Annotated in this window: 23 protein-coding genes; 11 read left to right on the top strand and 12 right to left on the bottom strand. The window is 74.5% G+C overall.

Annotated features, from left to right (window positions below; all coding sequences use genetic code 11):
* Positions 1-25: 25 nt before the first annotated feature.
* Positions 26-2,203 carry a hypothetical protein gene (locus QK442_RS05555; protein ID WP_282692672.1) on the top strand — a complete coding sequence of 726 codons (2,178 nt, stop codon included), beginning with the start codon at positions 26-28 and terminating at the stop codon, positions 2,201-2,203.
* 145 nt (positions 2,204-2,348) lie between these two features.
* Here the strand turns inward: QK442_RS05555 and QK442_RS05550 are convergent, their stop codons facing one another.
* Together QK442_RS05550 and QK442_RS05545 are read right to left on the bottom strand one after the other, a co-directional pair.
* Positions 2,349-4,532 carry an EAL domain-containing protein gene (locus tag QK442_RS05550; protein WP_282692671.1) on the bottom strand — a complete coding sequence of 728 codons (2,184 nt, stop codon included), beginning with the start codon at positions 4,530-4,532 and terminating at the stop codon, positions 2,349-2,351.
* Positions 4,529-5,341 carry an SAM-dependent methyltransferase gene (locus tag QK442_RS05545; protein ID WP_282692670.1) on the bottom strand — a complete coding sequence of 271 codons (813 nt, stop codon included), beginning with the start codon at positions 5,339-5,341 and terminating at the stop codon, positions 4,529-4,531. The genes QK442_RS05550 and QK442_RS05545 overlap by 4 nt, the downstream gene beginning before the upstream one ends.
* Before the next feature lie 901 nt (positions 5,342-6,242).
* Between QK442_RS05545 and QK442_RS05540 the strand changes: the two genes are divergently transcribed.
* The 3 genes from QK442_RS05540 (at position 6,243) to QK442_RS05530 (ending at position 8,135) form a co-directional block, all read left to right on the top strand.
* Positions 6,243-6,551 (top strand): hypothetical protein, encoded by a 309-nt coding sequence (locus QK442_RS05540; RefSeq protein WP_282692669.1) that lies wholly within the window; start codon positions 6,243-6,245, stop codon positions 6,549-6,551.
* Positions 6,552-6,616: 65 nt separating this feature from the next.
* Complete coding sequence (locus QK442_RS05535; protein ID WP_282692668.1) at positions 6,617-7,381, top strand: DUF4239 domain-containing protein; 765 nt, start codon at positions 6,617-6,619, stop codon at positions 7,379-7,381.
* A 187-nt stretch (positions 7,382-7,568) separates the two neighbouring features.
* A complete protein-coding gene (locus QK442_RS05530; RefSeq protein ID WP_282692667.1) occupies positions 7,569-8,135 on the top strand; it encodes a hypothetical protein in 567 nt (188 codons plus the stop codon).
* 122 nt (positions 8,136-8,257) lie between these two features.
* Here QK442_RS05530 and QK442_RS05525 read toward each other — a convergent pair whose 3' ends face one another.
* A complete protein-coding gene (locus QK442_RS05525; RefSeq protein ID WP_282692666.1) occupies positions 8,258-8,743 on the bottom strand; it encodes a hypothetical protein in 486 nt (161 codons plus the stop codon).
* A 428-nt stretch (positions 8,744-9,171) separates the two neighbouring features.
* Between QK442_RS05525 and QK442_RS05520 the strand changes: the two genes are divergently transcribed.
* Positions 9,172-9,834: a class F sortase gene (locus QK442_RS05520; protein WP_282692665.1), complete on the top strand. Its 663-nt coding sequence runs from the start codon at positions 9,172-9,174 to the stop codon at positions 9,832-9,834.
* 66 nt (positions 9,835-9,900) lie between these two features.
* On the opposite strand, the gene QK442_RS05515 is transcribed toward QK442_RS05520, so the two are convergent.
* Both QK442_RS05515 and QK442_RS05510 read right to left on the bottom strand, forming a co-directional pair.
* Complete coding sequence (locus QK442_RS05515) at positions 9,901-10,776, bottom strand: polysaccharide deacetylase family protein (protein ID WP_282692664.1); 876 nt, start codon at positions 10,774-10,776, stop codon at positions 9,901-9,903.
* A gap of 111 nt (positions 10,777-10,887) precedes the next feature.
* Positions 10,888-12,105 carry a CapA family protein gene (locus QK442_RS05510; RefSeq protein WP_282692663.1) on the bottom strand — a complete coding sequence of 406 codons (1,218 nt, stop codon included), beginning with the start codon at positions 12,103-12,105 and terminating at the stop codon, positions 10,888-10,890.
* Positions 12,106-12,427: 322 nt separating this feature from the next.
* Between QK442_RS05510 and QK442_RS05505 the strand changes: the two genes are divergently transcribed.
* The 3 genes from QK442_RS05505 (at position 12,428) to QK442_RS05495 (ending at position 14,098) form a co-directional block, all read left to right on the top strand.
* Positions 12,428-13,000: a sigma-70 family RNA polymerase sigma factor gene (locus QK442_RS05505; RefSeq protein WP_282692662.1), complete on the top strand. Its 573-nt coding sequence runs from the start codon at positions 12,428-12,430 to the stop codon at positions 12,998-13,000.
* A gap of 4 nt (positions 13,001-13,004) precedes the next feature.
* Positions 13,005-13,436, top strand: coding sequence for a PaaI family thioesterase (locus tag QK442_RS05500; RefSeq protein ID WP_282692661.1), 432 nt, complete (start codon positions 13,005-13,007; stop codon positions 13,434-13,436).
* 248 nt (positions 13,437-13,684) lie between these two features.
* Positions 13,685-14,098 carry a hypothetical protein gene (locus QK442_RS05495; protein ID WP_282692800.1) on the top strand — a complete coding sequence of 138 codons (414 nt, stop codon included), beginning with the start codon at positions 13,685-13,687 and terminating at the stop codon, positions 14,096-14,098.
* Positions 14,099-14,122: 24 nt separating this feature from the next.
* Here QK442_RS05495 and QK442_RS05490 read toward each other — a convergent pair whose 3' ends face one another.
* From QK442_RS05490 to QK442_RS05465, 6 genes are all read right to left on the bottom strand, one after another.
* Complete coding sequence (locus QK442_RS05490) at positions 14,123-15,334, bottom strand: histidine kinase (protein WP_282692660.1); 1,212 nt, start codon at positions 15,332-15,334, stop codon at positions 14,123-14,125.
* Positions 15,331-17,082: a cation acetate symporter gene (locus QK442_RS05485; protein WP_282692659.1), complete on the bottom strand. Its 1,752-nt coding sequence runs from the start codon at positions 17,080-17,082 to the stop codon at positions 15,331-15,333. Before QK442_RS05485 ends, QK442_RS05490 begins: the two co-directional genes overlap by 4 nt.
* Positions 17,083-17,101: 19 nt before the next feature.
* Positions 17,102-17,482, bottom strand: a complete 381-nt coding sequence (locus tag QK442_RS05480; protein WP_282692658.1) for a hypothetical protein — start codon at positions 17,480-17,482, stop codon at positions 17,102-17,104.
* 75 nt (positions 17,483-17,557) lie between these two features.
* The gene (locus QK442_RS05475; RefSeq protein WP_282692657.1) at positions 17,558-18,310 is read right to left on the bottom strand and encodes a LytTR family DNA-binding domain-containing protein; all 753 of its coding nucleotides are present in this window, start codon (positions 18,308-18,310) and stop codon (positions 17,558-17,560) included.
* 73 nt (positions 18,311-18,383) lie between these two features.
* Positions 18,384-20,480 carry a SpoIIE family protein phosphatase gene (locus QK442_RS05470; RefSeq protein WP_282692799.1) on the bottom strand — a complete coding sequence of 699 codons (2,097 nt, stop codon included), beginning with the start codon at positions 20,478-20,480 and terminating at the stop codon, positions 18,384-18,386.
* A 167-nt stretch (positions 20,481-20,647) separates the two neighbouring features.
* Positions 20,648-21,856 carry a DUF6777 domain-containing protein gene (locus QK442_RS05465; protein WP_282692656.1) on the bottom strand — a complete coding sequence of 403 codons (1,209 nt, stop codon included), beginning with the start codon at positions 21,854-21,856 and terminating at the stop codon, positions 20,648-20,650.
* A gap of 185 nt (positions 21,857-22,041) precedes the next feature.
* Here QK442_RS05465 and QK442_RS05460 point away from each other — a divergent pair, with 185 nt between their 5' ends.
* From QK442_RS05460 to QK442_RS05450, 3 genes are read left to right on the top strand one after another with little or no spacing between them, the layout of a single operon-like run.
* On the top strand, positions 22,042-22,971 hold the full coding sequence (locus QK442_RS05460) for a YndJ family protein (protein WP_282692655.1): 930 nt from the start codon (positions 22,042-22,044) through the stop codon (positions 22,969-22,971).
* Complete coding sequence (locus QK442_RS05455) at positions 22,968-23,507, top strand: DUF1990 domain-containing protein (protein ID WP_282692654.1); 540 nt, start codon at positions 22,968-22,970, stop codon at positions 23,505-23,507. Before QK442_RS05460 ends, QK442_RS05455 begins: the two co-directional genes overlap by 4 nt.
* A gap of 25 nt (positions 23,508-23,532) precedes the next feature.
* Positions 23,533-24,942, top strand: coding sequence for a lipase maturation factor family protein (locus tag QK442_RS05450; RefSeq protein WP_282692653.1), 1,410 nt, complete (start codon positions 23,533-23,535; stop codon positions 24,940-24,942).
* 122 nt (positions 24,943-25,064) lie between these two features.
* Here the strand turns inward: QK442_RS05450 and QK442_RS05445 are convergent, their stop codons facing one another.
* Positions 25,065-25,235: a hypothetical protein gene (locus QK442_RS05445; protein WP_282692652.1), complete on the bottom strand. Its 171-nt coding sequence runs from the start codon at positions 25,233-25,235 to the stop codon at positions 25,065-25,067.
* Positions 25,236-25,284 lie beyond the last annotated feature (49 nt).

Here is a 25,284-nt window from a genome sequence, read left to right as displayed (position 1 = left end):
CCGTGCGGGCTGCCAGCATCGCGGGATGGACCACGCTCTCGAACGCATGCTCGTCCGGCACACCCTGCGGCTTTCCGTCCCCGCCGGCCCCGCCGGTGACGGCTCCGCCGCCGCCCTCCGGTTCGACGCCGCACTGAGGACGGCGGGGTTCGCACTCTCCGCCCCGCTGCTGAGGCGGCTGTCCGGGCGGTCCGCCGAGACGGTGGTCGAGCTGGCCCGGTGGGCGCTGGCGGCGGTCCGCGAGCGGGTCGGCGACCACGTCCGGCACAACACGTACTTCATCGACTTCCCGGCCAACGTCCCCGACACCCAGGAGTTCTGGCTGTCGTGCGTCCTGAAGGCGCTCGACGACCCCGAGGCCCGGGAGGCGGTCGAGGCGCAGCTGAGTGCCGGGGTCCTGAACCTGCTGACCCTGCCCGCCTACGGCCGGTACCAGCACACGTACGAGGAACTGCTCGCCGCACACGAGGAGTTGACCCCCGCGAGCAGCGACCGGCTGACCGTACTGCACCTCGGCGGCGCCCTCGACGAGGAGATCGGCGCCCTGTACCGGTCCCTGGCGGGGTCGGTGACGCCGCTGGGCGAGGAGCACCTGGCCGATCTGGCGGTGCTCGCCGCGCACTGCGCGGACGGGCCGCAGCCGGCGGAGATCCCGGTCCGGGAGAACCGGGCCGTGGTCAACGCGGCCCGGCTGCGGGCCGGCGCGGCGCCGCTGCTCGACACGGTCACGGACGTGCTGCGGCTGGCGTGCGCGCTGTCGGACGGGGACGTGACGCTGCGCGAGGCGACCCGGTTCCGTGCCCTGCCCCGGCCGCTGCGGCGGACCCTGCTGGCCGGCCTCGACGCCGTGGTGGCCCAGGCTCCGGCGAAGCTCGCCGACGTCGGACGGCACCGGGAGGCGTGGAAGCGGCTCGGGGAGCGGCTGCACCCGCACGAGTACCCGGCGTGGCCGCACGCGGCCGGGGTGTTCGCGGTGGCCCGCGGCGAGCTGCGGGCGCCGTCCCTGGACTCCCGGGTGGAGGCGCTGCTCGCGGACGGCGACGTTCCGGCGGCGGCGGACCTGCTGGCCGGGGCCGCGCCCGGGGGGCTCTTCCGGGCCCTGGACCGGCTGCTGCGTACGGCGGCGGACGACGCCGGCCGGGAGGCCGTCCTCGCGGCGGCGGAACGCGTCGCGCCGCGGGTGGCGGGCCGGGTGGTGCTGTCGGTGCGGGAGCACCTGCAGAACCGTCACGACGCGGCGGGCGCGCCCCGGCGCCTGTTCGTGAACCGGAACGGCACCGCGTGGGTGGCGACGGACACCCGCCGCGACCTGCCGAGGGGCGTCCAGCGGCGGCTGCTCGCGCTGCTCGACGGGGAGACCCGGCGGCGGCTTCCCGCGACCGGGCGCCTGCTGGTCGATCCCGCCGTCCTGGACGTGGCGCTGCCGCTCAGCGGACGGGCCTCGTCAGGCGGGTTCGGCGTGCTGCCGCGCGGCTCGGTCTCCCCGGTCGACGGCGAGCTGCTCCGGTTCTTCATGTACTGGAAGGAGGCACGGCGCCGGACGGACCTGGACCTGTCCGCGCTGCTCCTCGACGAGCGGTACGCGACGATCTCCTGGCTGTCGTACACGGAGCTGACCACGGTGGAGGGCCGGCACTCCGGGGACATCACCGAAGCCCCGGACGGCGCCTCGGAGTTCATCGAGCTGCGGCTCGGCGCGGTGCGCGGCGCGTTCGTGGTCCCGCATGTGCACGTGTACGCGGGCGAGGACTTCGAGGAGACGGCCGAGTCGTTCTTCGGGTACATGCTCCGCGAGGGCGAACAGGGCGGCCGTCCCTTCGAGCCGCGCACCGTCCGGATGAAGTCCGACCTGCGCGGACCGGGCCGGGTGGCGCTGCCGGTGGCCTTCCGGCGGGACGAGGAGGGGCGGTGGCACGCGCACTGGCTCCACCTGTGCCTGCGGGGCACGCCGTCGGACAACCGGGTCGAGGACCACCGGGTCTCGCTGGCGGTCCTGCTGCGCGGTGCCGTCGAGCACGCCCCGGTGACGGTCCGTCATCTCGTGGCGCTGCTGCGGGAGTCGGGCGCCGAGGTCACGGAGTGGTCCGGCGGTGCGGTGCCGGCGGAGCCGGTGACGTACTTCGGCCTGGCCCGTCCCGAGGGGCTGGCGCCGGGTTCCCGGGTGGTGACGCCGGAAAATCTGCGCGACCTGGTCCCCGCCTGAGTGCTACGGTCGGTCCGGGGCGAGGCCATGAAGGGGCTTCCTTCTCATACTCCTGATGACATAGTCCCTTCGCTTTCCTCGCCCCCTCGCGCTTCACCGGTGTGGGCCCGGTCCTCAGGAGGACCGGGCCCACACGCGTGTGTGCTCACACCGCGTCGGCGAGGACCAGGGAGTGGATGCGGTCCGGGGCGCCGGGGCGGGCGTAGTACCAGCCCTGGGCGGTGTCGCAGCCGAGTTCGCGGAGGCGTTCGGCCTGGGCGGCGGTCTCCACGCCTTCGACGGTGACGGCCAGTTCGAGGCTGTGGGCCAGGGAGACGATGCCTTCGACGATCTTCAGGTCGACGGGGTCGACCGGGTGCTGCTGCATGCCGCGGGTGAAGGAGCGGTCCAGTTTGAGGATGCTCACCGGGAGGCGGCGGAGGTTGGCGAGGTTGGAGTAGCCGGTGCCGAAGTCGTCGAGGGCGATGTCGACTCCCATCTCGGCGAGTTGGCGCAGCGGTTTGAGGAGGCCCTCGTCGGCGCCGATCAGGGCGGATTCGGTGACCTCCAGGCAGAGTGCGCCCGGTTCGAGGCCCGCGCGTTCCAGGACGTCGACGGTGTCGGCGACCAGCCGGGGGTGGTGGAGCTGGGTCGGCGACAGGTTGACGTTGACGCGGAGCGGGCCCGCGGCGCCGGGCCTGGGGGTGTCGAGCTGCCAGGAGCGGGCCTGCCGGACGGCCTCCTGGAGGACCCAGCGGCCCAGCGGGACGATGAGGCCGGTGTCCTCGGCGAGCGGGATGAAGCGGTCGGGGCCGAGCACCCCGTGCTGGGGGTGGCTCCAGCGGACCAGGGCCTCGGCGCCGTGGACGCTGCCGTCGTCGAGGTGGACGAGGGGCTGGTACTCGATGAAGAACTCGCCGCGCTCCAGGGCGGTCGGCAGGGCGGTGGTGAGGCCGTGCCGGGTGATGGCGCGGGCGTCGGCCTCGGGGTCGGCGAGCTCGAAGCGGTTGCCGCCCGCGGACTTGGCCCGGTACATGGTGATGTCGGCGCTGCGCAGCACCTCGGCGGCGGTGCGCTCGCCGGCCGGTCCCTCGACGACGCCGAGGCTGCCGCGCACGGCGAGTTCGCGGCCGTCGACGCCGACGGGGGTGGCGAGGGCGGCGAGGATGCGGTCGGCGAGCGCGGCCGCGTCCCGTTCGCCTCCGGTGCCGGTGGTGAGGGCGACGAACTCGTCGCCGCCGAGCCGGGCGACCATCTCGTTCGGGCCGGTGACGCAGGCCTGGAGCCGGTCGGCGACCTCGACGAGGAGCCGGTCGCCGACGGAGTGGCCGAGGCTGTCGTTGATGGCCTTGAAGCCGTCGAGGTCCAGGTAGCAGAGGCCGAAGCGGCCGTTCTCGCCGGACGGGCCGGGGGCGAGGGCCTTCTCCAGGCGCTCGAAGAAGAGCGTCCGGTTGGGCAGTCCCGTGAGGGCGTCGTGGGTGGCCTCGTACCGCAGGCGCAGATGGAGCAGGCGCCGTTCGGTGATGTCCTCCATGAGCGCCAGCTGGTACTGGGGACGGCCGTCGGCGTCGCGGAGGAGGGAGACGGTGAGGTTGGTCCACAGAACCGTGCCGTCGCTCCGGTAGTACGGCTTCTCCACCCGGTACTGCTCGCGCTCGCCGCGCACCAGCTCCTCGTAGAGCCGCCAGACGTGCGGCCCGTCCTCGGGGTGCACCCACTCGCTGACGTTGCGGCTGCGGACCTGGGCCTCCACGCCGCCGAACATCCGCGTCATGGTGTCGTTGACCTCCACGACGCGGCCGTCGAGGTCGGCGATGCCGATGCCGATGGCGGCCCCGTCGAAGACGGCCCGGAAGCGGCTCTCGGTGGCGTGCAGGGCGATCTCGGCGGCGCTGCGGGCGGAGAGCGCGGAGCGGGCGATGGACTCCTGCTCGGTGCGGGTCCGCTCGCGCAGGGCCTGGGCGTAGCCGGTGGCCATGGCGTGCTGGAGGCGGGCGCAGCGGGCCCGCAGCTCGTCGCCGGTCAGTTCCGGGTCCGTACCGCAGTACAGGACGAGGTACGAGTCGACCACGCCGAGGCTGCGGCCGAGGGCGTCCGGGTCGGTGCAGTGGGCGTCGACGAGACCGGCGCCGGCCCGCTGGGCGGGGGCCGTGTCGAAGGGCCTGGCGAGCAGCGCGCCGCTCAACAGGCGGGCGAGCGGCAGGAGATGGCCCTCGAACTCGGTGCGGGTGAGGGAGGTGGCGGTCACCGGGAAGATGGCCCGGCTCCAGATGGTGGCGAACCGCCTGAGTCTGTCCTCCGGGCCGTCGGCTTCCGCGGTGGTCCCGGACGGCTGTGACGGCTCCTTCACGCTTTGCGCCCCACCCCTGCGAACCCGGAGAAGGCGTACGGGTCCTCCTCCTCGACCGGTCCTTCCGGCCGCCAGTGGGGCATCGGGACGAGGCCGGGTTCGACGAACTCCGTGCCGTCGAAGAAGCGGGCGATCTCCTCCCCGGTCCGCATCACCAGCGGGCTGCGGGTGCTGCGGTAGACGTCGACGGTGCCGCCGGCGCGTTCCTGGTCCACGGGGATGCCCTCGTACGAGGCGTGGGTGACGACCAGGAGGCTGCCGGGGGCGAGTGCGTCGAGGAGTTCGGAGACGGCGGCGTGCGGGCCGTCGGCGTCCTCCAGGAAGTGCAGGACGGCGACGAGCAGCAGGGCGACCGGCCGGTCGAGGTCGAGCAGGGCGGTGACCTCGGGGCTGCGCAGGATGTCGGCCGGCTTGCGGAGGTCGGCGGGGACGACGGCCGCGCCGTCGACGCCCTCCAGGACGGCCCGGCTGTGGGCGACGGCGACGGGGTCGTGGTCGACGTAGACGATCCGGGCGGCGGGGTCGGCGGCCTGGGCGACCTCGTGCACATTGCCGAACGTCGGTATGCCGGAGCCGATGTCGAGGAACTGGGTGACGCCGCCCGCGACGGCGAAGCGAACGGCGCGGCGCATGAACGCCCGGTTCGCCTGCATGATCTTGGGAAGGCCCGGCATGAACTCCATGGCCTTGCGGGCCGCTTCCCGGTCCACTTCGAAATTGTGCGAGCCGCCCAGATAGAAGTCGTACATACGGGACACGCTCGGTACCGAGATGTCGATACCGGGCGGAGCCCAGGCGGGACGCTCCATCGATGTCTCCAACAAGTCGCCATGGGGGATGCGGCCCGGTGTTCGCGGCCGTGTTCGAGGTGAGGCTACTGATCGTCCGCCGAGAGAGCGAGTGGAAACGGAAATTAGCGATCCGTTCTTGGTCACACGTCTTTGACGCGTCCCGCCGGAACGAAGAGTTCACGCCTTCGGCCCGTGCATATTCACGTGCATATGGCTGTGCGCCGCTTCTACGGCCCCGCGCCGCACGGCACTTGTGCGTCGCCGCACCCGCCCGTACCTCGCTGGTCGGCGCCTCGGGGCCCGTCCGCCGGTGCGGCGTGCGCCACGGGCCCGGAACCGCGGCAGAGCGACAACCGGACAGTTCCCCCGAACGAGCCCCGCCACGACCCCTGTTAGCCGTTTCACACCTTTCCGGGAGGCCCGACTCCCGTGGCGGAGCAGCCCGTCGGTGCCGAAACGTCAAACCTGTGCATCCCAAGATCCCCACCATCCGGGGAATCGGACCGCATTCGCGCCCCGGTTCGGCGTCCGTGTGTTCAAGCTCGTCGGCGTGTCTCTGTACGGATCACCTCTCACGCGGTCGCTGGCGGCCACCGCCCTGGTGTGGCTGCTCACCGCGCCCCCGCCGGCGGCCGCCGACTCCTGCGCCTATGCCACGGGCGGAGCGGACGGCTCGCACACCTCGGTGGCGGTCGCCGGACCGGGTGCGTGCTCGCCCTCGTCGAAGCCCACCCATCCGCCTCACCCACCCCACCCTCCTCACCCACCTCACCCGCCCAAGCCGTCCAAGCCGTCCAAGCCTCAGAAGCCACCAGTGCCACCGGAGCCACCGGAGCCGACCAAGCGACCCGCCCCGGAGCCGCCGCCCCTCCCCCTCCCGACGCCCCCGGCGCCGGTACGGCCACCCGAGCCCGTACCGGTGCCGCCGTCCGCGTCCGTACCGCCGCCGCCCGCGCCCGCCACCACCCCGGCACCGCGGCCGACCCCGGCACCGCCCTCCCCCGCGCCCATCACCCCGGCACCCGGAGAGCCGCCCGCCCCCGCGCCCCCGCCGCCCACCCGCAAGGCGGAGCCGCGCCCCGCGCCGGCACCGCCGGTCGCGCTCCCGCACTACAAGCGGACCTCCCGGCCGCAGCCGAAGAGCACCTCGTCACCCGTCACCAGGCTGCTCCTGATCGCCGTGCCGGCCGTGCTCGCCACCGCGATCCTGCGCCCGCGCTCCCGCTGACGCGGCCCCGAGCCCGCGTACAGCCCCCATCCACCCTCAACTCCCCGAGAAAAACCGAGGAATCCATGTCCGAATGGCTTGTCCTGACCCTGGCGATGGCCGCCGCCTGCGCCGTCGTCCTGACCATCGTCGTCATCAACCACCGCCGGATCCCCGCGGACGACGACCCCAGCGAGACCCCCGACGTCATCGAGTACATGACGATGATGATCGGCGTGATCTACGCGATCGTCCTCGGCCTGGCCATCGCCGGTGTCTGGGAGGCCCGCGGCGCCGCCGAGGAGGTGGTGCGCCAGGAGGCCCAGGCGATGCACGAGATCTCCGAGCGGGTCGAGGTCTACCCGGTGACGGTCCGCGATCAGATCCGCGCCGACGTCGGCGCGTACGTCGACTACGTCGTGAACCAGGAGTTCGCGGACAGGGACGAGGTGGGCGGGACCACCGAGGAGGGCGACGCCCTCCTGCGGAAGCTGCGGCGCAGCGTCACCGACTACGTGCCCGCGAACGACTTCGAGGGGCAGGCGTACCAGCCGCTGGTCGACCAGGTGATGATCGCCGACGACGCCCGGGGCGCCCGCGGCCAGAGCGCCGGGGAGACCATGCCGGGGGTCGTCTGGTTCGGTCTGATCATCGGCGCCCTGGTGTCGGTGGGGCTGATCTTCACGCTCCAGATCCGGCGCACCGGGCGCGAGTTGCTCCTCGCGGGCCTCTACAGCGCGCTGATCGCCTTCCTGCTCTTCCTCATCTGGGACTTCGACGCGCCGTTCGGGCGCGGCCTGGCGGACACCGCCGAGCCGTTCACCGCCCTGTTCCCGCAGGTCATGGAGTGACGTTCCCACGGGCCACGGCCTGACCGACGGGGCGGGACTGGGCCGCCCGGGGGACATGGATGACCCGTTCGCGCGTCTGGGATCGCGGCTGTGGTAGAGCGCTCCTAGCGTTTCGGGCAACGAGGTCTACGCCGGCTCCACGCGGCCACCCCGCCGCGGCCGGCCCTCGGGACCCGGAGGAATCACCATGCGCGCGATACGTGCCGCGTCCACCGCCCTGTGGGGGGCGGCCGCCCTCGCCCTGGCCGCCCCCGTCGCCGTCGCCCACGCGGCCGACGGCGCGCCCGCGCCGAACCCGCGGGTGCGGGACGCGAAGGCCCCGGGCGATTTCGTCGTCTCCCCGTCGCTCGTCTCCCCCGGCGGCCGGGTGACGCTCAGCGCCCCCGGCTGCTCCAGTACGGCGACGGCGACGGCGGGCATCTTCGACACCGTCCAGATCGCCCCCGGTTCGGCGGTCACCGCCACCGTGGACGCGGACGCCAAGCGCGGCGCCGTGTACACGGTGGCGTTCAACTGTTCGGGCGGGGGGCAGGGCACCGTGGACCTGACGATCAGCGGTCTCGCGACGCTGACCCCGGCGCCGACGACCGGCTCGACGGTGCTGCTGCCCCCGCGCGGCGTACGGGGCGGTCTGGGCGGTTCGCAGGACGGGCCGGGGACGGCCGAGCTGGTGGCCGGTACGGCCCTGGTGCTCGCCGCCGCGGGCGGATCGGTGTACGCGGTCCGGCGCCGTTCGGCCCGCCGCCGGCACTGAGCCGTGACCCCGACGCGAGCCCCGGCGTACCGCCCCCGTGTGCCGGACAGCCCGCCGCCCCCGGCTCCCTTCCGGGACACGGGGGCGGTGGGCACAGTCGGCCGACCGGGAGGTTCGGCCGGTCAGACGCCTGCGCCGGTCATACGGCGGCGGCGGAGCACGAAGACACCGCCGCCGAGCGCGGCCGCGGCGACCAGGCTGCCGCCCACGGCCATCTCGGTGGAGCTGGGCGCCAGCGAACCGCCGAGACCGCCCTGGGCGCCCCGGCCCGCGAGCACGCGGAAGGGGTGCGTGACGACCTTGGAGTTGTCGCTGCACTTGACGGCCAGGTTGTAGTTGCCGGGCGTGGCGTTGTTGTAGACGCGGGCGATCGCGCTGGACAGGCCGTTGGAGTTGACCGAGAGGTTGGTCTCGGGGAACGCGTTGGACGTGACGGTGCCGCCGTGGCCACAGCCCTTGGCAGTGATCGTGATCGTCGACCCCGCGTGGACGTCGAAGGGGTTGACTTGGACGTTGCTGGGACCGTTGGTGGCGGCGGCGAGGGGCGCGGCCAGGCCGACCGCCGCGAACGCGGTGGCGGTCACCGCCAGAGTGCGTGCAGCACGCATGGTTGAACCTCCAGTGGAAGACGCCCCAAAGCGGTGCTCCGGGAGATTCGACGAGTACGCCTTCCATGACGAACCATCACAACTCGGGCACCCCGTCGCACCTCGGCACTGGGCCGGTCCGGTGAGCGCCCATGCCGCCGATCGAGTTGTGTCGCCAGACACAACCGCAGGTCAGGGCCGCGCGGAATGATTGTCCGACGAGTACTCGGATGGGTCAGCGTCCTGTCACCCGAGGCGACCAGCGGCGTCCGAGGGCCGCCGCCCGCACGGTTTCTGACGGCACATCGGTTCCGGTACGGCTCCGGGCCGGGGGCCGCTCCGGCGCGTCGGCACCCGTACGGAGGCGGCGGGCCACCCCTTCGGCCCTCCCGGAGCGCGGGAACGCGCGGTCGCCCTTACCGTTCACACGTCGCCACGAAGGGAGAACCATGCCCCCGAAGGACTTCCGCGTCCCTGAGCGCAGGAGACGACACCCCTGGGGCGTCCTGGCCCTCGCCATGCTGTCCGGACTCGCGATGATGCGCAACGGCGTGGACGCCGCGGGAGGGCCTCCGCAGCCGGCCGCCGCGGCCCGTCCGGTGGCTCGGCCGGTCGTCCCGCCGCCCGCGGAGGCGTCCACGGGTCTCCGGCCGCTTCCCTTCGCGCCCGCCTCCCGGATCCGCATCCCGGCGATCGACGTCGCGGCCCCGGTGATGGACGTGGGCCTCGACGCGGAGGGCTGGGTGGCGGCCCCTCCCCCGCAGGACGCCAACATGGCCGGCTGGTACCAGAACGGCATCGCGCCCGGCCAGCGCGGCACCGCGGTGATGGTCGGGCACGTCGACAACAAGAGCGGCCCGGCCGTCTTCTACGGCCTCGGCGCCCTGGAGAAGGGCCAGCACATCGAGGTCGAGCGGTACGACGGGCGGGTGGCGGTCTTCGAGATCTACGGCGTCGAGGTGTACTCCAAGCAGGACTTCCCCGGCCCGCAGGTGTACGGGGACACCGGACAGCCGGAGCTCCGGGTGATCACCTGCGGCGGCGGCTACAGCCGGGCGAAGGGGTACGACGGCAACGTGGTCGTCTACGCCCGGATGGTCGGCTCCCGCTGAGCGGGAAGCGCACGCGGACGGGCCCCGGGGACACTTCCCGGGGCCCGTCCGCGTGCGGTGGCGCGGTCAGCGCCGGGGCACGGTGATCTGGTAGCCCTCGTCCAGGAGGGCGGGCAGATAGCGGCGGAGCGCGGCCACGCTCTGGGAGCGGTTGCCGCCGGCGTCGTGCGAGAGGACGATCACGCCGGGCCCGGCCCCGTCGATGACCCGCCGGACGATGGTGTCGCTGCCGGGTTCCGTCCAGTCCAGGGTGTCGACCGTCCAGGCGAGCGGTTCCATGCCCAGCTCGGCGCCGATCTCGAAGGAGTGCCGGTTCCAGGCACCGTACGGGGCCCGGTACCAGAGCGGCGCGGCGCCCACGGCCTGCTCCACGACCTCGCTGGTGGAGCCCAGTTCGTCCCGGATGCGGGAGGGGCGGAGCTTCGGGACCAGCGGATGGGACCAGGAGTGGTTGCCGATGACGTGTCCGTCGTCGGCCATCTCCCGCAACAGGTCCTGGTTCTCCACCGCCATCTCTCCGCAGACGAAGAAGACCGCCCGGCAGTCGTAGCGGCGCAGGGCGGCCAGGATGCCGGGGGTGTAGCGGGGGTCGGGGCCGTCGTCGAAGGTGAGCACCATGGAGCGGCCGACGCCGCTGAGCGAGAGGAAGGGCCGCTGCCGGACCGGCGGCAGGGCGCGGGGCCGGACGGCGGGGGCGTACGCGGTCATGGGCTGGAGCCGGTACGCGGAGGGGCGGAGCCGCGGCGAGGAGGCCGGCGGCCCGGCGGCGGGCGGGCCCTTGGGGGCGGCGGCGGTTCCGGTGCCCGCGGCGGCGCCATCGCCGGTGCCTTCACCGAGGCCGAGCCGGTCGACGGCGAGGGCACCGGCCGTGACGGTGACCCCGAGGGCGGCGGCCAGGCGCAGCACCGACCTCCGCCCGGTGGGCAGCTGATCGTTTTTCATGACCAATGGTTCGTACGGGGAGGGCCTCGGGCCCTTCACCGACACCGGGCCGCCGCCCGATTGCACCCGTTGGGCCGACGCCCCGAAGGGTGAGCGGGCGCCGGCCCGGGGTCACTTGCCCAGGGTCAGGCCGTCCTTGTCGGCGCCCCGGCCGAGGACGACCTGGCGGATCGTCTCGCGGATGCCGGGGTGGCTCGGGTCGGAGCCGTCGGCCGCGCCCAGGTTGACGATCCGGCCGCGCCCGGTGTCGAACCACTGGGGCAGGAACTCGGCCTTGGTGACCTCCCAGCGGGCGCCGGGCTCCTTGGGCGGGGCGAAGGTGAAGCGGCCGATGCTGCTCTGGTTGCCGCGCGGGTCGAAGGCACCCTGGTGGTTGATCATGTCGCCGGCGATCTGGTCGCCCATCCCGTAGATCACCCAGGTGCCGTTGACCTTCTCGTACGCCTGGGGGACGTGGGCGTGGGTGCCGATGATCAGGTCGATGTCGGGGCGGCCCCGGGTGGCGGAGGCGGTGAGGGCGCGGGCGAGCGAGAGCTGTCGCTGGTCGGGTTCGGTCTGCCACTCGGTGCCCCAGTGGACGCTGACCACGACGACGTCGGCACCGGCGGCGCGGGCCGCCCGGGCGTCGGCGATCACCTTGCCCTCGTCGAGCAGGTTCACCGCCCAGGGCTGCCCTTGGGGGAGCGGGTAGCCGTTGGTGTCGTAGGTGTAGGCGAGCTGGGCGACGGTGGCGCCGCCGGCCTTGAGCAGGGTGGGGCGGGCGGCCTCGGCGGCGGTGCGGGCCGAGCCCGCGTGCTTCACGCCCGCCGCGTCGAGGGCGTCGAGGGTGCGGGCGAGGCCGGCGGCGCCGTCGTCGAGGGTGTGGTTGGAGGCGGTGGAGCAGGAGTCGTAGCCGGTGGCCCTCAGGGCGGCGGCGACCTCGGGCGGGGACTTGAAGGCGGGGTAGCCGGTGTAGGGCCCGCCCTCCTTCCCGTACACGGTCTCCATGTGGCAGATGGCCAGGTCGGCGCGGGAGACGACCGGTTTCGCCCCGGCGAGCATGGGGCGGAAGTCGTAGCCGCCGTCGCTCGCGTCGGCGGCGGCGCGGCGGATGATCGAGTCGTGCGGGAGGACGTCACCGGAGGCCACCAGGGTGAAGCCGGCCGGTTTCGCGGGCGGGGCGGCGGGGCGGGGCCCGGCGGAGCCGGGCGGAGCGCCGTTCGTGGCGGCCGGGCCGCCGACGGGACCGCCCTGACTGCAGGCGGCGACGACGGCGAGCAGGGAGCCGGCGAGGACGGTGGAGCCGGTACGGACGAGTCGGGCCCGTGCCGGTCTGGTGCCTGAGGTCATGACGACTGCCACCCTGATCATAGGAAGAACATGTGTTCTGCCGAATTGACCTCGTGGTCGACCCCGGGTCAAGGGACCCGGCCGGAGGCCGCGGCGAACCCCACCGCATCGGAGGTACGGCCCCACCCGATCGCCGCACGACCGCCGTCCGGCCGCCGCGCGATCACCGTCCGGCCGCCGTCCGACCGCTCACCGCGCCGTTCGCCGCTCGTTACGACCGTTCGTCGCAGCCCCCTGTCCGTTCCCTGTCCCCTCCCGGCCGGATGCGTTCGTATACGGCGCGGACGACGAACCGCGGAGCGGGCGGAGAAGGGTGGCAACCATGGCGACGGCGACGGCGGGCACGGCGACGACCGACGAGCGGACGCTCCAGGAGCTCCAGCGGGAGCACGGCCCCGCCCTGTTCTCGTTCCTCCTGGGGCTGACCTACGGGGACCGCCAGCGCGCCGAGGACCTGGTCCAGGAGACCCTGGTCCGGGCCTGGCTCCACCCCGAGGCGTTCAGCGGCGCGTACGACTCCATGCGGCCCTGGCTCTTCACCGTGGCCCGCCGCCTGGCCATCGACGCCCGCCGCTCCCGGCTCGCCCGACCGGCCGAGATCGGCGACGGGGTGCTCGCGGTGACCCCCGATCCCTCCGACGCCACCGAGTCCGCCGAGGCGGCGCTCGACGTACGGGCGGCGGTACGGGAACTGAGCCCGGAGCACCAAGCCGTGCTGGTACGGCTCTACTTCCACGGGCTCACCGTCAAGGAGGCCGCCGTCGACCTCGGGATCCCGGCCGGCACGGTCAAGTCCCGTTCGCACTACGCCCTCCGGCAGCTGGGCCGCTCACTGCCCGGCTACCGGCCGCGTCGGGGCTCCGTTGCCCGGTCCCGGGCCGTGGCCGCACAATGACGCCGTGACGCTCCCTGACACCGCGGTGCTGACGCCCGCCGCCGCCGAGAAGATCCTCGCCGACAACTTCGCCCCCTGGGTCCTCGACCTGGGGCTTACGGTCGACTCCGTCGACGGCCGCGAGGCCGTCCTCCGGCTCCCCTGGTCCGACCGGCTGGCCCGCGAGGGCGGCGGCCTGTCGGGACAGGCCCTGATGGCGGCGGCCGACACGGCCACGGTCGTCGCCGTCTCGGCGGCCCGCGGCGGCTTCGTCCCCATGACGACCGTCCAGCAGTCCACCAGCTTCCAGCGGGCGGTCCTCGGCGCCGACGTCCTGGTCCGTGCCCGGCTCACCAAGCTCGGCAGGCGGATGGCCTTCGCCGACATCACGATGACCGCCGAGGGCACGGACGAGCCGGCCGCCCACGCCACCGCGGTCTACGCGCTGCTCGGTTAGAGCGTCCCGTCCGTCCCACCCGCCTCGCCCGGCCCCTCCGTCCCCTCCGCACCGATCCGGCCGGGGAACGTATCCGAAACCACACCGGCGAGTTGAGCAAAGCGGTCCCCGCGGACGTCCCGAGCGGGGGAGGCTCTGCACGGGTCCCTCGAACCGCGGGCCCCGACGTCCGGGAGAAGGTGGGAGCGTTGCCGCCCGAGAGCACGAACGGCGCCGGCCGCAGGAGCGGCGGGGGCCTGGCCGTACCGATGGCCTGGCTGTGCGCCGAGTACCTGGCCGACCAGTACCTGACCGCGGCCGGGCTCGCCGAGCCCGGCTCGCTGGAGCACCGCGCCTCCCTGCGGGCCCTGGCCCTGACGGTCCACCTGTCCGGGGAGCCCGCGGCCGACGAGTGGCTGCGCCTCACCTCGTACGAGGCGGGCTGGCCGGGCTGGGTGGAGGAACGGCTCGCCGCCGAGGAGGCGGAGGACCCCGGCGGGGCCGACCTGGCCCTCGCGCGCGGCGCCTGGCGGGCCCTGCGGGAGACCTGGGTGCACGCCGCCGACCTGGACGCCGTGCCGGGCGGCGGGCCGGTGCTCCTGGTGGACGAGACGGCCCGGACCTGGCTGCCCGCCTGGCGGTTGGGGCTGCCGCTCGCCCATCTCGCCGTGTGGCTCGCCTGATCCGTCGGCACGTCTGTCGAACCGTCAGCGAACCGGCGAAGGGTGCACCCCAGGACGGTACTTGGGGACCCGCACGGTCACCTTCATGCCGGCGTCGACCCCGGTCTCGATGACAAGTCCGTGCTCTGCCCCGTACACCTGACGCAGCCGTTCGTCGACGTTGGACAGACCGATTCCGGAGCCGCCGGGGTGCTCGCCGCGCAGCACCGCCCGCAGCCGCTCGGGGTCCATGCCGACGCCGTCGTCCTCGACGGTCACCACCGCCTCGGCACCGGCGTCCCGGGCGGCGATGGTGACCCGGCAGCCCCGCTCCCGGTCCGTCAGGCCGTGCTTGACGGCGTTCTCCACCAGCGGCTGGAGGCAGAGGAAGGGCAGCGCGACCGGCAGCACCTCGGGGGCGATCTGGAGCGTCACCTTGAGCCGGTCGCCGAAGCGGGCCCCGGCCAGCGCCAAGTACTGCTCGACCGCCCGCAGTTCGTCGGCGAGCTGGGCGAAATCGCCGTGCCTGCGGAAGGAGTAGCGGGTGAAGTCGGCGAACTCCAGGAGCAGGTCGCGGGCGCGCTCGGGGTCGGTGCGGACGAACGAGGCGATGGCGGCGAGGGAGTTGAAGATGAAGTGCGGGGAGATCTGGGCGCGCAGGGCGCGGATCTCCGCCTCCACCACGCGGGTCCTCGAACGGTCCAGCTCGGCCAGTTCCAGCTGGACCGAGACCCAGCGGGCCACCTCGGTCGCCGCCCGGACGAGGACCGCCGACTCCCGGGGCCCGTAGGCGACCAGCGCGCCGAGGACGCCCTCCTCCCCGGTGAGCGGGGCGGTCACCGCCCACCGCAGCTCGCAGCCGGGGTCGGCGCAGCCGGTGGGCGCGGAGCGGCTGCGGCCGGTCTCCAGGGTCGCGGCGGCCAGGCCGGGCACCCCCGCGTGGTGGTGGGCCTCGCCGGGGCCGTCCCAGGCGAGGACGGCCGAGCCGTCGGTGAGGCACAGCGCCTCGGTGCCGAGGAGCGAGCGCAGCGGGCGGGCGGCCCTGCGGGCGGTCTCCTCGGTGAGCCCGGCGCGCAGCGGCGGGGCGGCGAGCGAGGCGGTGTGCAGAGTGTGGAGGGTGGCCCGTTCGACGGGGGTGCCGAGGTCGAGGTCGGCGAAGCGGCCGCCGCGCCGGGCGGTGAACCGGCCGAGGACGACGCCGGCGGCGAGGAGGACGGCTCCGGCGGCGGCCGCCGCGGCCAGGGCGATGCCGCTCACCGGCGGGCCTCCTGGGTGGGCACGGGTACGGGTGCGGGTGCGGGTGCGGTGAAACGCTCCGGCAGGTGGAGCCGGGCGAGGGTCGCGGCGGTGCCGGCCGGGATGCGGCGCGGGGTGGCGAGCGAGACCAGGACCATGGTGAGGAAGCCGAGGGGGACGGACCAGACGGCGGGCCAGGCCATCAGGGTGTGCGGCCAGCCCGCCGGGGCGAGGCCGGCCCGGGTCGCCATCACGGCGGCGAGCGCGGAGCCGCCGCCGAGGAGGAGTCCGGCGGCCGCGCCCGGCGGGGTGAGCCGCCGCCACCAGATGCCGAGGACGAGCAGCGGGCAGAAGGAGGAGGCGGAGACGGCGAAGGCGAGCCCGACGGCGTCGGCGACCGGCACCTTGGTGGCGGCGACGCCGACGGCGAGCGGGACGGCGGCGGCGAGCAGCGTCGCGAGCCGGAAGTGGCGGACCGCTCGGGAGGGCAGCACGTCCTGGGCGAGGACGCCGGCGACGGACATGGTGAGTCCCGAGGCGGTGGAGAGGAAGGCGGCGAAGGCGCCTCCGGCGACGCAGGCGCCGAGGACGTCGCCGAGGACGCCGCCGACGATCCGGTCGGGGAGGACGAGCACGGCGGCGTCGGCGGAGCCGGTGAGGGCGAGTTCGGGGGCGTAGATCCGCCCGAGGGCCCCGTAGAGCGCCGGCAGCAGGTAGAAGACGCCGATCAGGCCGAGGACGACGAGGGTGGTGCGGCGGGCGGCCCGCCCGTGGGGGCTGGTGTAGAAGCGGACGGCGACGTGCGGCAGGCCCATGGTGCCGAGGAAGGTGGCGAGGATCAGTCCGTACGTGGCGTACAGCTGGTGCCCGTCGCGGCCGCCGGCCAACGGCTGGGACCAGCTGAGGGGGTCGGTGCCGGTGCCGGCCCGTTCGGGTACGGCGCTGCCCGGCGGGAGGGCGAGGACGGTGCCGCCCTGCACCCGGTGGGTGCCGGGGTCGAGGGTGACCGGCCGCTCCTCGTACCGGACGGAGTCGACCGTGCCGGTGACGGTGAGGGTGAGCGGCGCGTCGAGCCCGATGCGTACGGTGTCGGCGATCCGGACCACGGTGTGCTCGCGGAGCACGGCGGGCGCGTCGAAGCGGGCCCGGGGCGCCCCGTCCCCGTGCCAGGCGGCGACCAGGAAGAACGCCGGCACGAGCAGGGCGGTGAGCTTCAGCCAGTACTGGAAGGCCTGGACGAAGGTGATGCTGCGCATGCCGCCCGCGGCGACCGTGCCGGTGACGACGAGCGCGACGAGGAGGCCGCCGACCCAGTCGGGGGCGCCGGTGAGGATCTCCAGGGTGAGCCCGGCGCCCTGGAGCTGCGGCAGCAGATAGAGCCAGCCGATGCCGACGACGAAGAGGCTGGCGAGCCGGCGGACCCGCCGGGACTCCAGGCGGGCCTCGGCGAAGTCGGAGAGGGTGTACGCGCCGGAGCGGCGCAGCGGGGCGGCGACGAGGACGAGCAGCACCAGGTAGCCGGCGGTGTAGCCGACCGGGTACCAGAGCATGGCCGGGCCCTGGACGAGGACGAGTCCCGCGATGCCGAGGAAGGAGGCGGCGGAGAGGTACTCGCCGCTGATGGCGGCCGCGTTGAGCCGGGGCCCGGCGGTCCGGGAGGCGACGTAGAAGTCGGAGGTGGTGCGGGAGACCCGGAGCCCGAGGGCGCCGATGAGGACGGTGGCGAGGACGACGGCGGTGACGGCGGCGACCGCGTAGGTCTGGTTCATGCGGGGCGGTCCACGGGGTTCAGCGCTCGACGAGGCCGGTGAAGTCGCGCTCGTTGCGCTCGGCCCGGCGGACGTACCAGTGGGCGACCGCCCACACGACCGGGTACACGCCGACGCCGAGCACGGCCCACACCAGGGCCTCGGGGGCGGGCAGCGCGAGCAGCAGCGGGAGGGTGCCGACGAGCAGGGCGAGCGCGCCGAGCGCGGTGAGGGCGGCGCGGAGCTGGCTGCGCATCAGGGAGCGGACGTAGGTGTGGCCGAGGGTGGTCTGCTCGTCGATCTCGGAGCGGGCGGGCGGGTGCAGCGGCCGGGGCCGGAGGGGCGGGGCGGACCGGTCGCCGAGGGCGGAGGCGTAGGTGACGGTCTCGCGCCGGGGGCGGCGCTGGGGGTGCTCCGGCATCGGCGTCGCTCTCTGACGGGCGGGTGGGCCCGTGGAGTGTAGGCAGAAGGGGGCGGGGGCCGGTAGGGGTGGCGGTCAGCCGCCGGCCCGGCGCATCAGCAGGTCACGGAGGGGGCGGGCGTGCCGGCGGCTGACGGCGAGGTCGGTGGCGCCGACCCGGACGGAGGTGGCGCCGCCGTCGAGGCGGAGCTCCTCGATGCGGTCGAGGGCGACGAGGTGGCTGCGGTGGATGCGGACGAAGCCCCGGTCGGCCCAGCGCTCCTCCAGGGTGGAGAGCGGGATGCGGACGAGGTGGCTGCCGTGGTCGGTGTGGAGGCGGGCGTAGTCGCCGTGGGCCTCGACGTAGGCGATGTCGTCGACGGCGACGAAGCGGGTGACGCCGCCGAGTTCGACGGGGATCTGCTCGGGCGCGGCGGCCGGGACGGGCGCGGCGGTGGCGTGGACCAGCTCGTGGACCCGGCGCACGGCCTCGGCCAGCCGCTCGCGCCGGACCGGCTTGAGCACGTAGTCGACGGCCTTGAGGTCGAAGGCCTGGAGCGCGAAGCCCTCGTGGGCGGTGACGAAGACGACCAACGGCGGCCGGGCGAAGCCGGCGAGCAGCCGCGCCACGTCGAGCCCGGTCAGGCCGGGCATGTGGATGTCGAGGAAGACGACGTCGATCGCCTCCTCTCCGTCCGGCCCCGCCTCCAGCGCCCGCCCGATCCGGCGCAGCGCGGCGGTGGCGTCCCCCGCGCCCTCGGCGGTCCGCACCCGGGGGTCGGCGCGCAGCAGGTACAGCAGCTCCCCCAGGGCGGGTTCCTCGTCGTCGACGGCCAGTACGCGCAGCATGCGCGGGAGCCTACTTCAGCGGCGGGCGGCGGGCGGCGGGCGGCGGGACCAGGTCGGCCGCCCGGCCGGCCGGTCAGTCCGCAGCGGCTCCGTCCGTGCCGGTGCCGTCCGTGACCGCTCCGTCCGTGACCGCTCCGTCCGTGGCTGCTTCGTCCGTGGCTGCTTCGTCCGTGGCTGCTTCGTCCGTGGCTGCTTCGTCCGTGACGGCGAACTCGCACCAGACGCACTTGCCGCCGCCCCGGGGCTCCACGCCCCAGTCGTCGGAGAGCTGGTCGACGAGGAGGAGGCCCCGGCCGGAGACGCCCGCCTCGCCGGCCTCGCGGCGCCGGGGCAGGGCGCTGGAGCGGTCCTCGACCTCGACCCGCAGCCGCCGTCCGGCGCCCGGCAGGATCCGCAGGGTGACGATGGCGCCGCCGTCGGTGTGCATCAGCGCGTTGGTCATCAGCTCGTCGGCGACGAGTTCGATCTCGTCGGCACGGGAGCCGGCGCCCCAGGCGCGGACGGCGGCCCGGATCATGTGGCGGGCCGCGCTCAGGGCCTCGGGGTCGCTCTGCGCGACGTGCTGGCGGAAGCGGCCGCCGGTGGGGGCGTACGCGCCGAGGCGGTGCAGCAGCAGGATGGCGACGTCGTCCTCGCCGCCGCGCTCGGAGACGACGTCGCAGAGGAGGTCGGCGAGCCGGTGGAGGTCGGAGGGGCCGTGCCGGACGAGGGAGGAAAGCCACTCCAGGCCCTCGTCGAGGTCGGCGCCGGGCTTCTCGACCAGTCCGTCGGTGTAGAGCATGAGGGTCTGGCCCGGGTCGAGTTCGAGGGTGGTGACGGGGTAGTCGAGCCGCCCGAACTCGGCGGAGAGGCCGAGCGGGAGCCCGCCCTCGACGGGGACGCGGCGGCAGGTGCCGTCGGACTCGCGGACCAGCGGGTCGACGTGGCCGGCGCGGACGACCTGGACGACCCCGGTGCCGGGATCGGCCTCGGCGTAGGTGCAGGTGGCGAAGCGGTCGGTGTCGAGCTCGTGGAGGAAGACGGAGGCCCGGGCCATGACGGTGGCGGGGGTGTGGCCCTCGGCGGCGTAGGCGCGCAGCACGATCCGCAGCTGGCCCATGACCGCGGCGGCGTGGGTGTCGTGGCCCTGGACGTCGCCGATGACGGCGCCGACCCGGCCGCCGGGGAGCGGGATGACGTCGTACCAGTCGCCGCCGATGTCCCGGCCGAGGCGGGCGGAGCGGTAGCGGACGGCTATCCGGGCGCCGGGCACGTCGGGGATCCGGCGGGGCAGCATCGCCTGCTGGAGCCCTTCGGCGAGGTCGTGGTCCTGCTCGTACAGCATGGCGCGCTGGAGGCTCTGGGCGATGCTGCTGCCGAGGGCGACGAGGAGGGTCCGCTCGTCCTCGCTGAAGCCGGTGCGGTCGCTGTAGAGCAGGCCGAGGGCGCCGATGGGGCGGGCCTGGGCGATGAGCGGGAGGTAGGCGGCGGAGGTGATGCCGAGACCGCTGATGTGCGGCCACAGGACGGGGTAGGAGGCGGCGAAGTCCTGGGCGGTCTCGATGAAGCGGGGCCGCAGGGTGCGGACGACCTCGCTCATCGGGTACGGCTCGTCCACCCGGGTGAAGCGGGTGCCGGGGACGAAGGCGCCCGCGGGCCCCTCGGCGACGAGGTGGATGCGGCCGGCCTCCAGGAGGCCCATGACGAGGCTGGCGGCGCCGAAGTGCTCCAGGGCGTGCGAGTCGTTGAGGATGTCGATGACGTCCTGGACGGTGCGGGCGTAGGCGAGGGCGGCGGTGGTGCCCTCGACGACCCCGGCGCGCCGCCTGCGTCCCTCGTCGAGGCCGAGGCGGGCGGCGGACTCGGTGAGCTCGTGGGTGGCGTCCCGGATGACGCCGATGATCCGTACGGGGCGGCCCGAGGCGTCGCGGTGGACGAGGCCCTGGGTGTGGGTCCACTGGTGGGAGCCGTCGCGGCGGCGGATGCGGAAGTACGCCCCGTACTGCTCGCTGCCCTCCTTGAGGGCCTGGGCGACGAGGGTGTCGAGTTGGCGTCCCTCGTCGGGCAGGACGCGGCTGCCCAGCGTCTCGGGGCGGCCGTCGTACTCGGCGGGGTCGAAGTCGAAGACGTCGAGCGCGGCGTCGTCCATCCGCATGGTGCCGGTGACGAGGTCCCAGTCGAAGCCGCCCATGCGGAAGGCGGCACCGAACCTGCTGAGGATCGGCACCGTGGTGCCGTCCGTGGCCTGCGCCGTGTCCGGCCGGCCCACCGTCTCCGCTCCCCCGCTGCCCACGCTCATGGAGCCACGCTAGGGCCGTCGGGTTCCTCGCGCACCATGAAGATCTTTCGGCCGATCTCTCAGCCGGCGAAGGTGTCGGGCCCGGCGGGCTCGGGCTCGACGGCGAACGGGTCGGCGTAGGGGTCGGTGTACGGGTCCGTGTAGGGGTCGGTGTAGGGATCCGTGTACGGGTCGGCCGGCGGTTCGGCATACGGGTCGGCGGGCGCGTCCGGCTCGGTGAAGGACGGCTCCGGGGGCGCGTCCGGCGTCACGGGGGTGTCCGGAGCCGTGGGCGCGTCCGGTACGGCGGGGGTGTCGGGCGCCTCGGGGGTGGGCGGCGCGGCCGGGCGCCTCGTCGGGGGCCGGGGGGTGACGTTCTCCGGGGCGTCGGGGTCCTCCGTACCGGTGTCCGGGGTGACGGGGTCGCCGAGGGCGCAGGTGGCGGGGTCGCAGTCGGGGACGGTGTCGGGCTTGCGGTCCTGGTCGCCGTCGCTGCCCGCCTTCCGTTCGATCCAGGTGGCGTCGGCGACGTTCACGATGACCAGGCTGGTCACGACGGCGGTGGTGGGCTTGACGATGATCACGCGGTCGGGGTCGAAGCCGGCCCAGGGGTCGCCGTGGTGGACGGCGCCGGAGACGCTGACGGGCGTGCGGAGCGGGTTGCCGCAGGCGCAGCGGACGCGGGGGGCGCCGTAGGGGTCGACGAGGACGGCGGTGCCGGCCTGGAGGACGGCCTGGAAGGCGGAGGCCCGGCCGTCCCGGAAGCCGTGGTTGGTGACGCGGGTGTCGGCGCGCAGCAGGACGGGGGTCAGGTCGCGCAGCCAGTCGGCGACGCCGCCCTCGGGGATGCCGGCGGCCTCGGCGAAGGCGCGGAGCTTGGCGGGTTCGGCGGCGAGGTAGGCGACCTGCTGCTCGACGTCGCAGCTGGCCTCGGCGCGGGTGCCGCCGTAGAGGCCGGGGGTGGAGCCGGTGACCTCGCGGATGCCGGGGGCGCTGGCCGGCTGGGCGCCGGGGGCCGGTTCCTGGGGCGCGCGCAGTCCGGCGCCGCGCGCGGTGGAGGCGGTGAAGGGGTCGGGGCCCTGGGCGGCGACCGATTGGAGGTGCACCTCGTGGGCGGTGCCGGCGGCGGCCCGGCCGGCGGCGCCGCCGTGCTCGGCGTCGGTGCAGCCGGCGAGGAGCAGGGCGGCGCCGAGCGCCGCGGCGAGGGCGGCACGGCCCTGGGGGCGGGCCGCTCCGGTGGCGGTGCGGGCGGCGGGGTTGCCCCGCCTCCGGCGCTGCGTGGGGCGCACGTGCTTCTCCCGGTCGTCACGGGTGGGTTCCTCCCGTTCTGTCGCAGCGGGTGACGGCGGGCAAGCGGAGCGCGTCCGATCGGGCGGCAGGCCGACCGCCCCCGAGACTTGAACACGTTCAAGGAAGGCTCTACGCTCGGTCCCGTCACGCATTGAACGTGTTCAAACCCAAGGGGGTGGGTGTCATGACCGCACTGTCGGCCTTCGTGGTCCCGGTCGTGACGGTCGGGATGCTCTGGGTGGTGCCGACCGGGCTCGGTCTCGTCGAAGGACCCCGGCCGCCCGGCTGGGACCTCCTGCGACGGGCCTGGCCGCTGCTCGCCCTGCCGGGCGCCGTCTCGCTCTGGCTGCCCCGCTCCGGTGTGGCGACCGCGCTCGCCGCCTGCTACGCGCTCGCCACCCTGGCACTGGCGCTCCAGGCCCCGGCCCGGCTCGTGCTCGCCCTCCCCGGGTCCCCCCTCTCGCCGCGCCCGCTCCGGCAGGCCGAGCTCGCCGTCCTCACGGCGCTCGTCTCCCCGTCCGTCGCGGGCCTCGCGCTCGTCGCCGAGCGGGCCGGGTACCCGCTCTTCGGCTTCGAACTCGACCTGCTGGCGCTCACCGTGCCGCACTTCCACTACGCGGGCTTCGCCGCCGCCCTGGTCGCCGGGCTGCTCTGCCGCACCGCCGGCGAGGGTCCCCTCGCCCGGGCCGCCGCGCTCAGCGTGCCGACCGGCACCCTGCTGGTGCTCGTCGGCTACTTCGTCGACGACTGGGCGGAGCTGATCGGAGCGGTGGTGCTCACGGCCGGGATGGCCGCCGTCGCCGTCCTCACCCTGCGGGAGCGCCGCGACCTCGCCGCCGACCCCGTCACCAGGGCCCTCCTCGGCGTCTCCGCCCTGGTCCTGACCGGCACCATGGCGCTCGCGCTCTGGTGGGCGCTCGGCGAGGCCACCGGGCTTCCGCACCCCACCCTGACCTGGATGGCCGCGACCCACGGCCTCGGCAACGCGCTCGGCTTCGCCGTCTGCGCCCTGCTCGCCCACCGCCGGCTCCGCTCCTCCACCGGCGTCCACCGCCCCACTCCCCTCCCCGCCCCTCCCCCGGTCCCTCTTCCGCGAACGGAGCTCCCGTCATGACCCGCCTCCTCGGAGACCTGGCCCCGCGCCGCACCCTCACCTACCGCGAGGTCGGCGCCACCCACACCCCCGACGCCCTCCCCGCCGGCTACCACCACCTGCGCCACAGCACTCCCGTCGGCCACGGGCCCGCCGCCTTCCGGGCCGCCGCCGAGGCCGTCACCACCTGGCGGATGCACCGCGCCTCCGGCGCCCGGGTCCGCGCCTCGGCGGACCGGGCGGCCCCGGGCGTCACCCTGGAGGTCGCGCTCGGGCTCGGCCCGCTCGCCCTCGGCGTCCCCTGCCGGGTGATCTGGCTCCCCGAGGAGGAGCACCGGGCCGGCTTCGCGTACGGCACCCTCACCGGGCATCCGGAGTGCGGCGAGGAGTCCTTCCTCGTCGAGCTCGAACCCGACGGCACCGTCCGCTTCACCGTCACCGCCTTCAGCCGGCCCGCCGCCTGGTACACCCGGCTCGCCGGCCCCCTCGTCCCCCGCCTCCAGCTCGCCTACGCCCGCCGGCTGGGCCGCACCCTGGCCCGTCTGGCCGCGGGGTGAACCCGCCGGGCCGATACTGGAGACGATGGAGTGGTTCACCGCCCCCGAGCTGTGGCTGAGCCGGACCGTCTTCCAGCGCGGCCTGGCGGTGCTGTACTGCGTGGCCTTCCTGTCGGCCGCGCTCCAGTTCCGGGCGCTCATCGGCGAGCGCGGAATGCTCCCCGTACCGGACTTCCTGCGCAGGACCACCCCGCTCCGCTCCCCCTCGCTCTTCCACTGGCGCTACTCGGACCGGCTCTTCGCGGCGGTCGCCTGGACCGGCGTCGTCCTCGCCGTGGCGCTCGCCGCCGGGGCCGGGGACGCGGTGCCGCTCGCCGTCGCCATGCTGCTGTGGCTGGTGCTGTGGGGGCTGTACCTGTCGATCGTGAACGTGGGCCAGACCTGGTACGGCTTCGGCTGGGAGTCGCTGCTCCTGGAGACCGGCTTCCTCGCGGTCTTCCTCGGCAACGACGACATCGCCCCGCCCGTCCTCGTCCTCTTCCTGCTCCGCTGGCTGCTCTTCCGGGTCGAGTTCGGCGCCGGTCTGATCAAGATCCGGGGCGACGCCTGCTGGCGGAAGCTGACGTGCCTGTACCACCACCACGAGACCCAGCCGATGCCGGGCCCGCTGAGCTGGTTCTTCCACCGCATGCCCGGCCCGCTGCACCGCGTCGAGGCGGCCGCCAACCACGTCGTCCAGCTCGGCGTCCCCTTCCTCCTCTTCGCCCCGCAGCCGGTGGCCTCGGTCGCGGCCGGGCTGATGATCGTCACCCAGCTGTGGCTGGTCCTCTCCGGCAACTTCGCCTGGCTCAACTGGCTCACGATCGTCCTGGCCGTCCCCGCCCTCGACCTCTCCTCCTTCACCGGCGACCGCCCCCGCCCGGACCCCCCGCTCTGGTACGTGGCGCTGGTCCTCGCCCTGGCCGTCATGGTCCTCGTCCGCAGCTACCGCCCGGTCCGCAACCTCCTCTCCCGCCACCAGGCCATGAACCGCTCGTACGACCCCTTCCACCTGGTCAACACCTACGGGGCCTTCGGCACGGTCGGCCGCGTCCGGGACGAGATCGTCATCGAGGGCACCAGCGACCCGGACCCCGGCCCGGACGCGGAGTGGCGCGAGTACGGCTTCAAGGGCAAGCCCGGCGACCCCCGCCGGCTGCCCCGCCAGTTCGCCCCGTACCACCTCCGGCTCGACTGGCTGATGTGGTTCGCGGCCCTCTCCCCCGGCTACGCGGGCGACTGGTTCGGCCCCTTCGTGGAACGCCTGCTCACCGGAGACCGCGACACCCTGCGCCTCCTCGCCCACAACCCCTTCCCGGACGCCCCGCCGGTCCACGTCCGCGCCCGCCTCTACCGCTACCGCTTCTCCACCTGGCACGAGCTCCGCACGACCGGGGCGTGGTGGCAGCGCCGGCTGCTGCGCACGTACATGCCGCAGGTCCGGCTGCGGGACTGAGGCGGACACGACGGCGCCCCCGGCCCGTGGAGGGGCCGGGGGCGCCGGAGTCGTACGGAGGGGCGTACGGCGGGTCCGTGAGGAAGGTTTCGTACGGGAGGTTTCGTACGGCGGGGCAGGGGTCAGTCGATGCCCGGCAGGATGTGGGGTTCGGCGAGGTCGTCCTCGTAGCCCGCGAGCCGGATCGGGGCCGAACGGGCCCAGACTTCGAGACTTCCCAGCTCGCCGTCCTGCCGCTTCCGTTCAGAGGGTTCCGACGGGCCGGCTTCCTGCTTCGTCAGTTCGGGTGTCACCGCGCACTCCTTCGTGTCGCGTTCAGATGAGGATGTGAGGCCGTTCGGT

It is taken from the genome of Streptomyces sp. CC208A (assembly GCF_030010625.1).
Taxonomy (GTDB): Bacteria; Actinomycetota; Actinomycetes; order Streptomycetales; family Streptomycetaceae; genus Streptomyces.
This window is presented reverse-complemented; position numbering and strand designations above follow the sequence as displayed.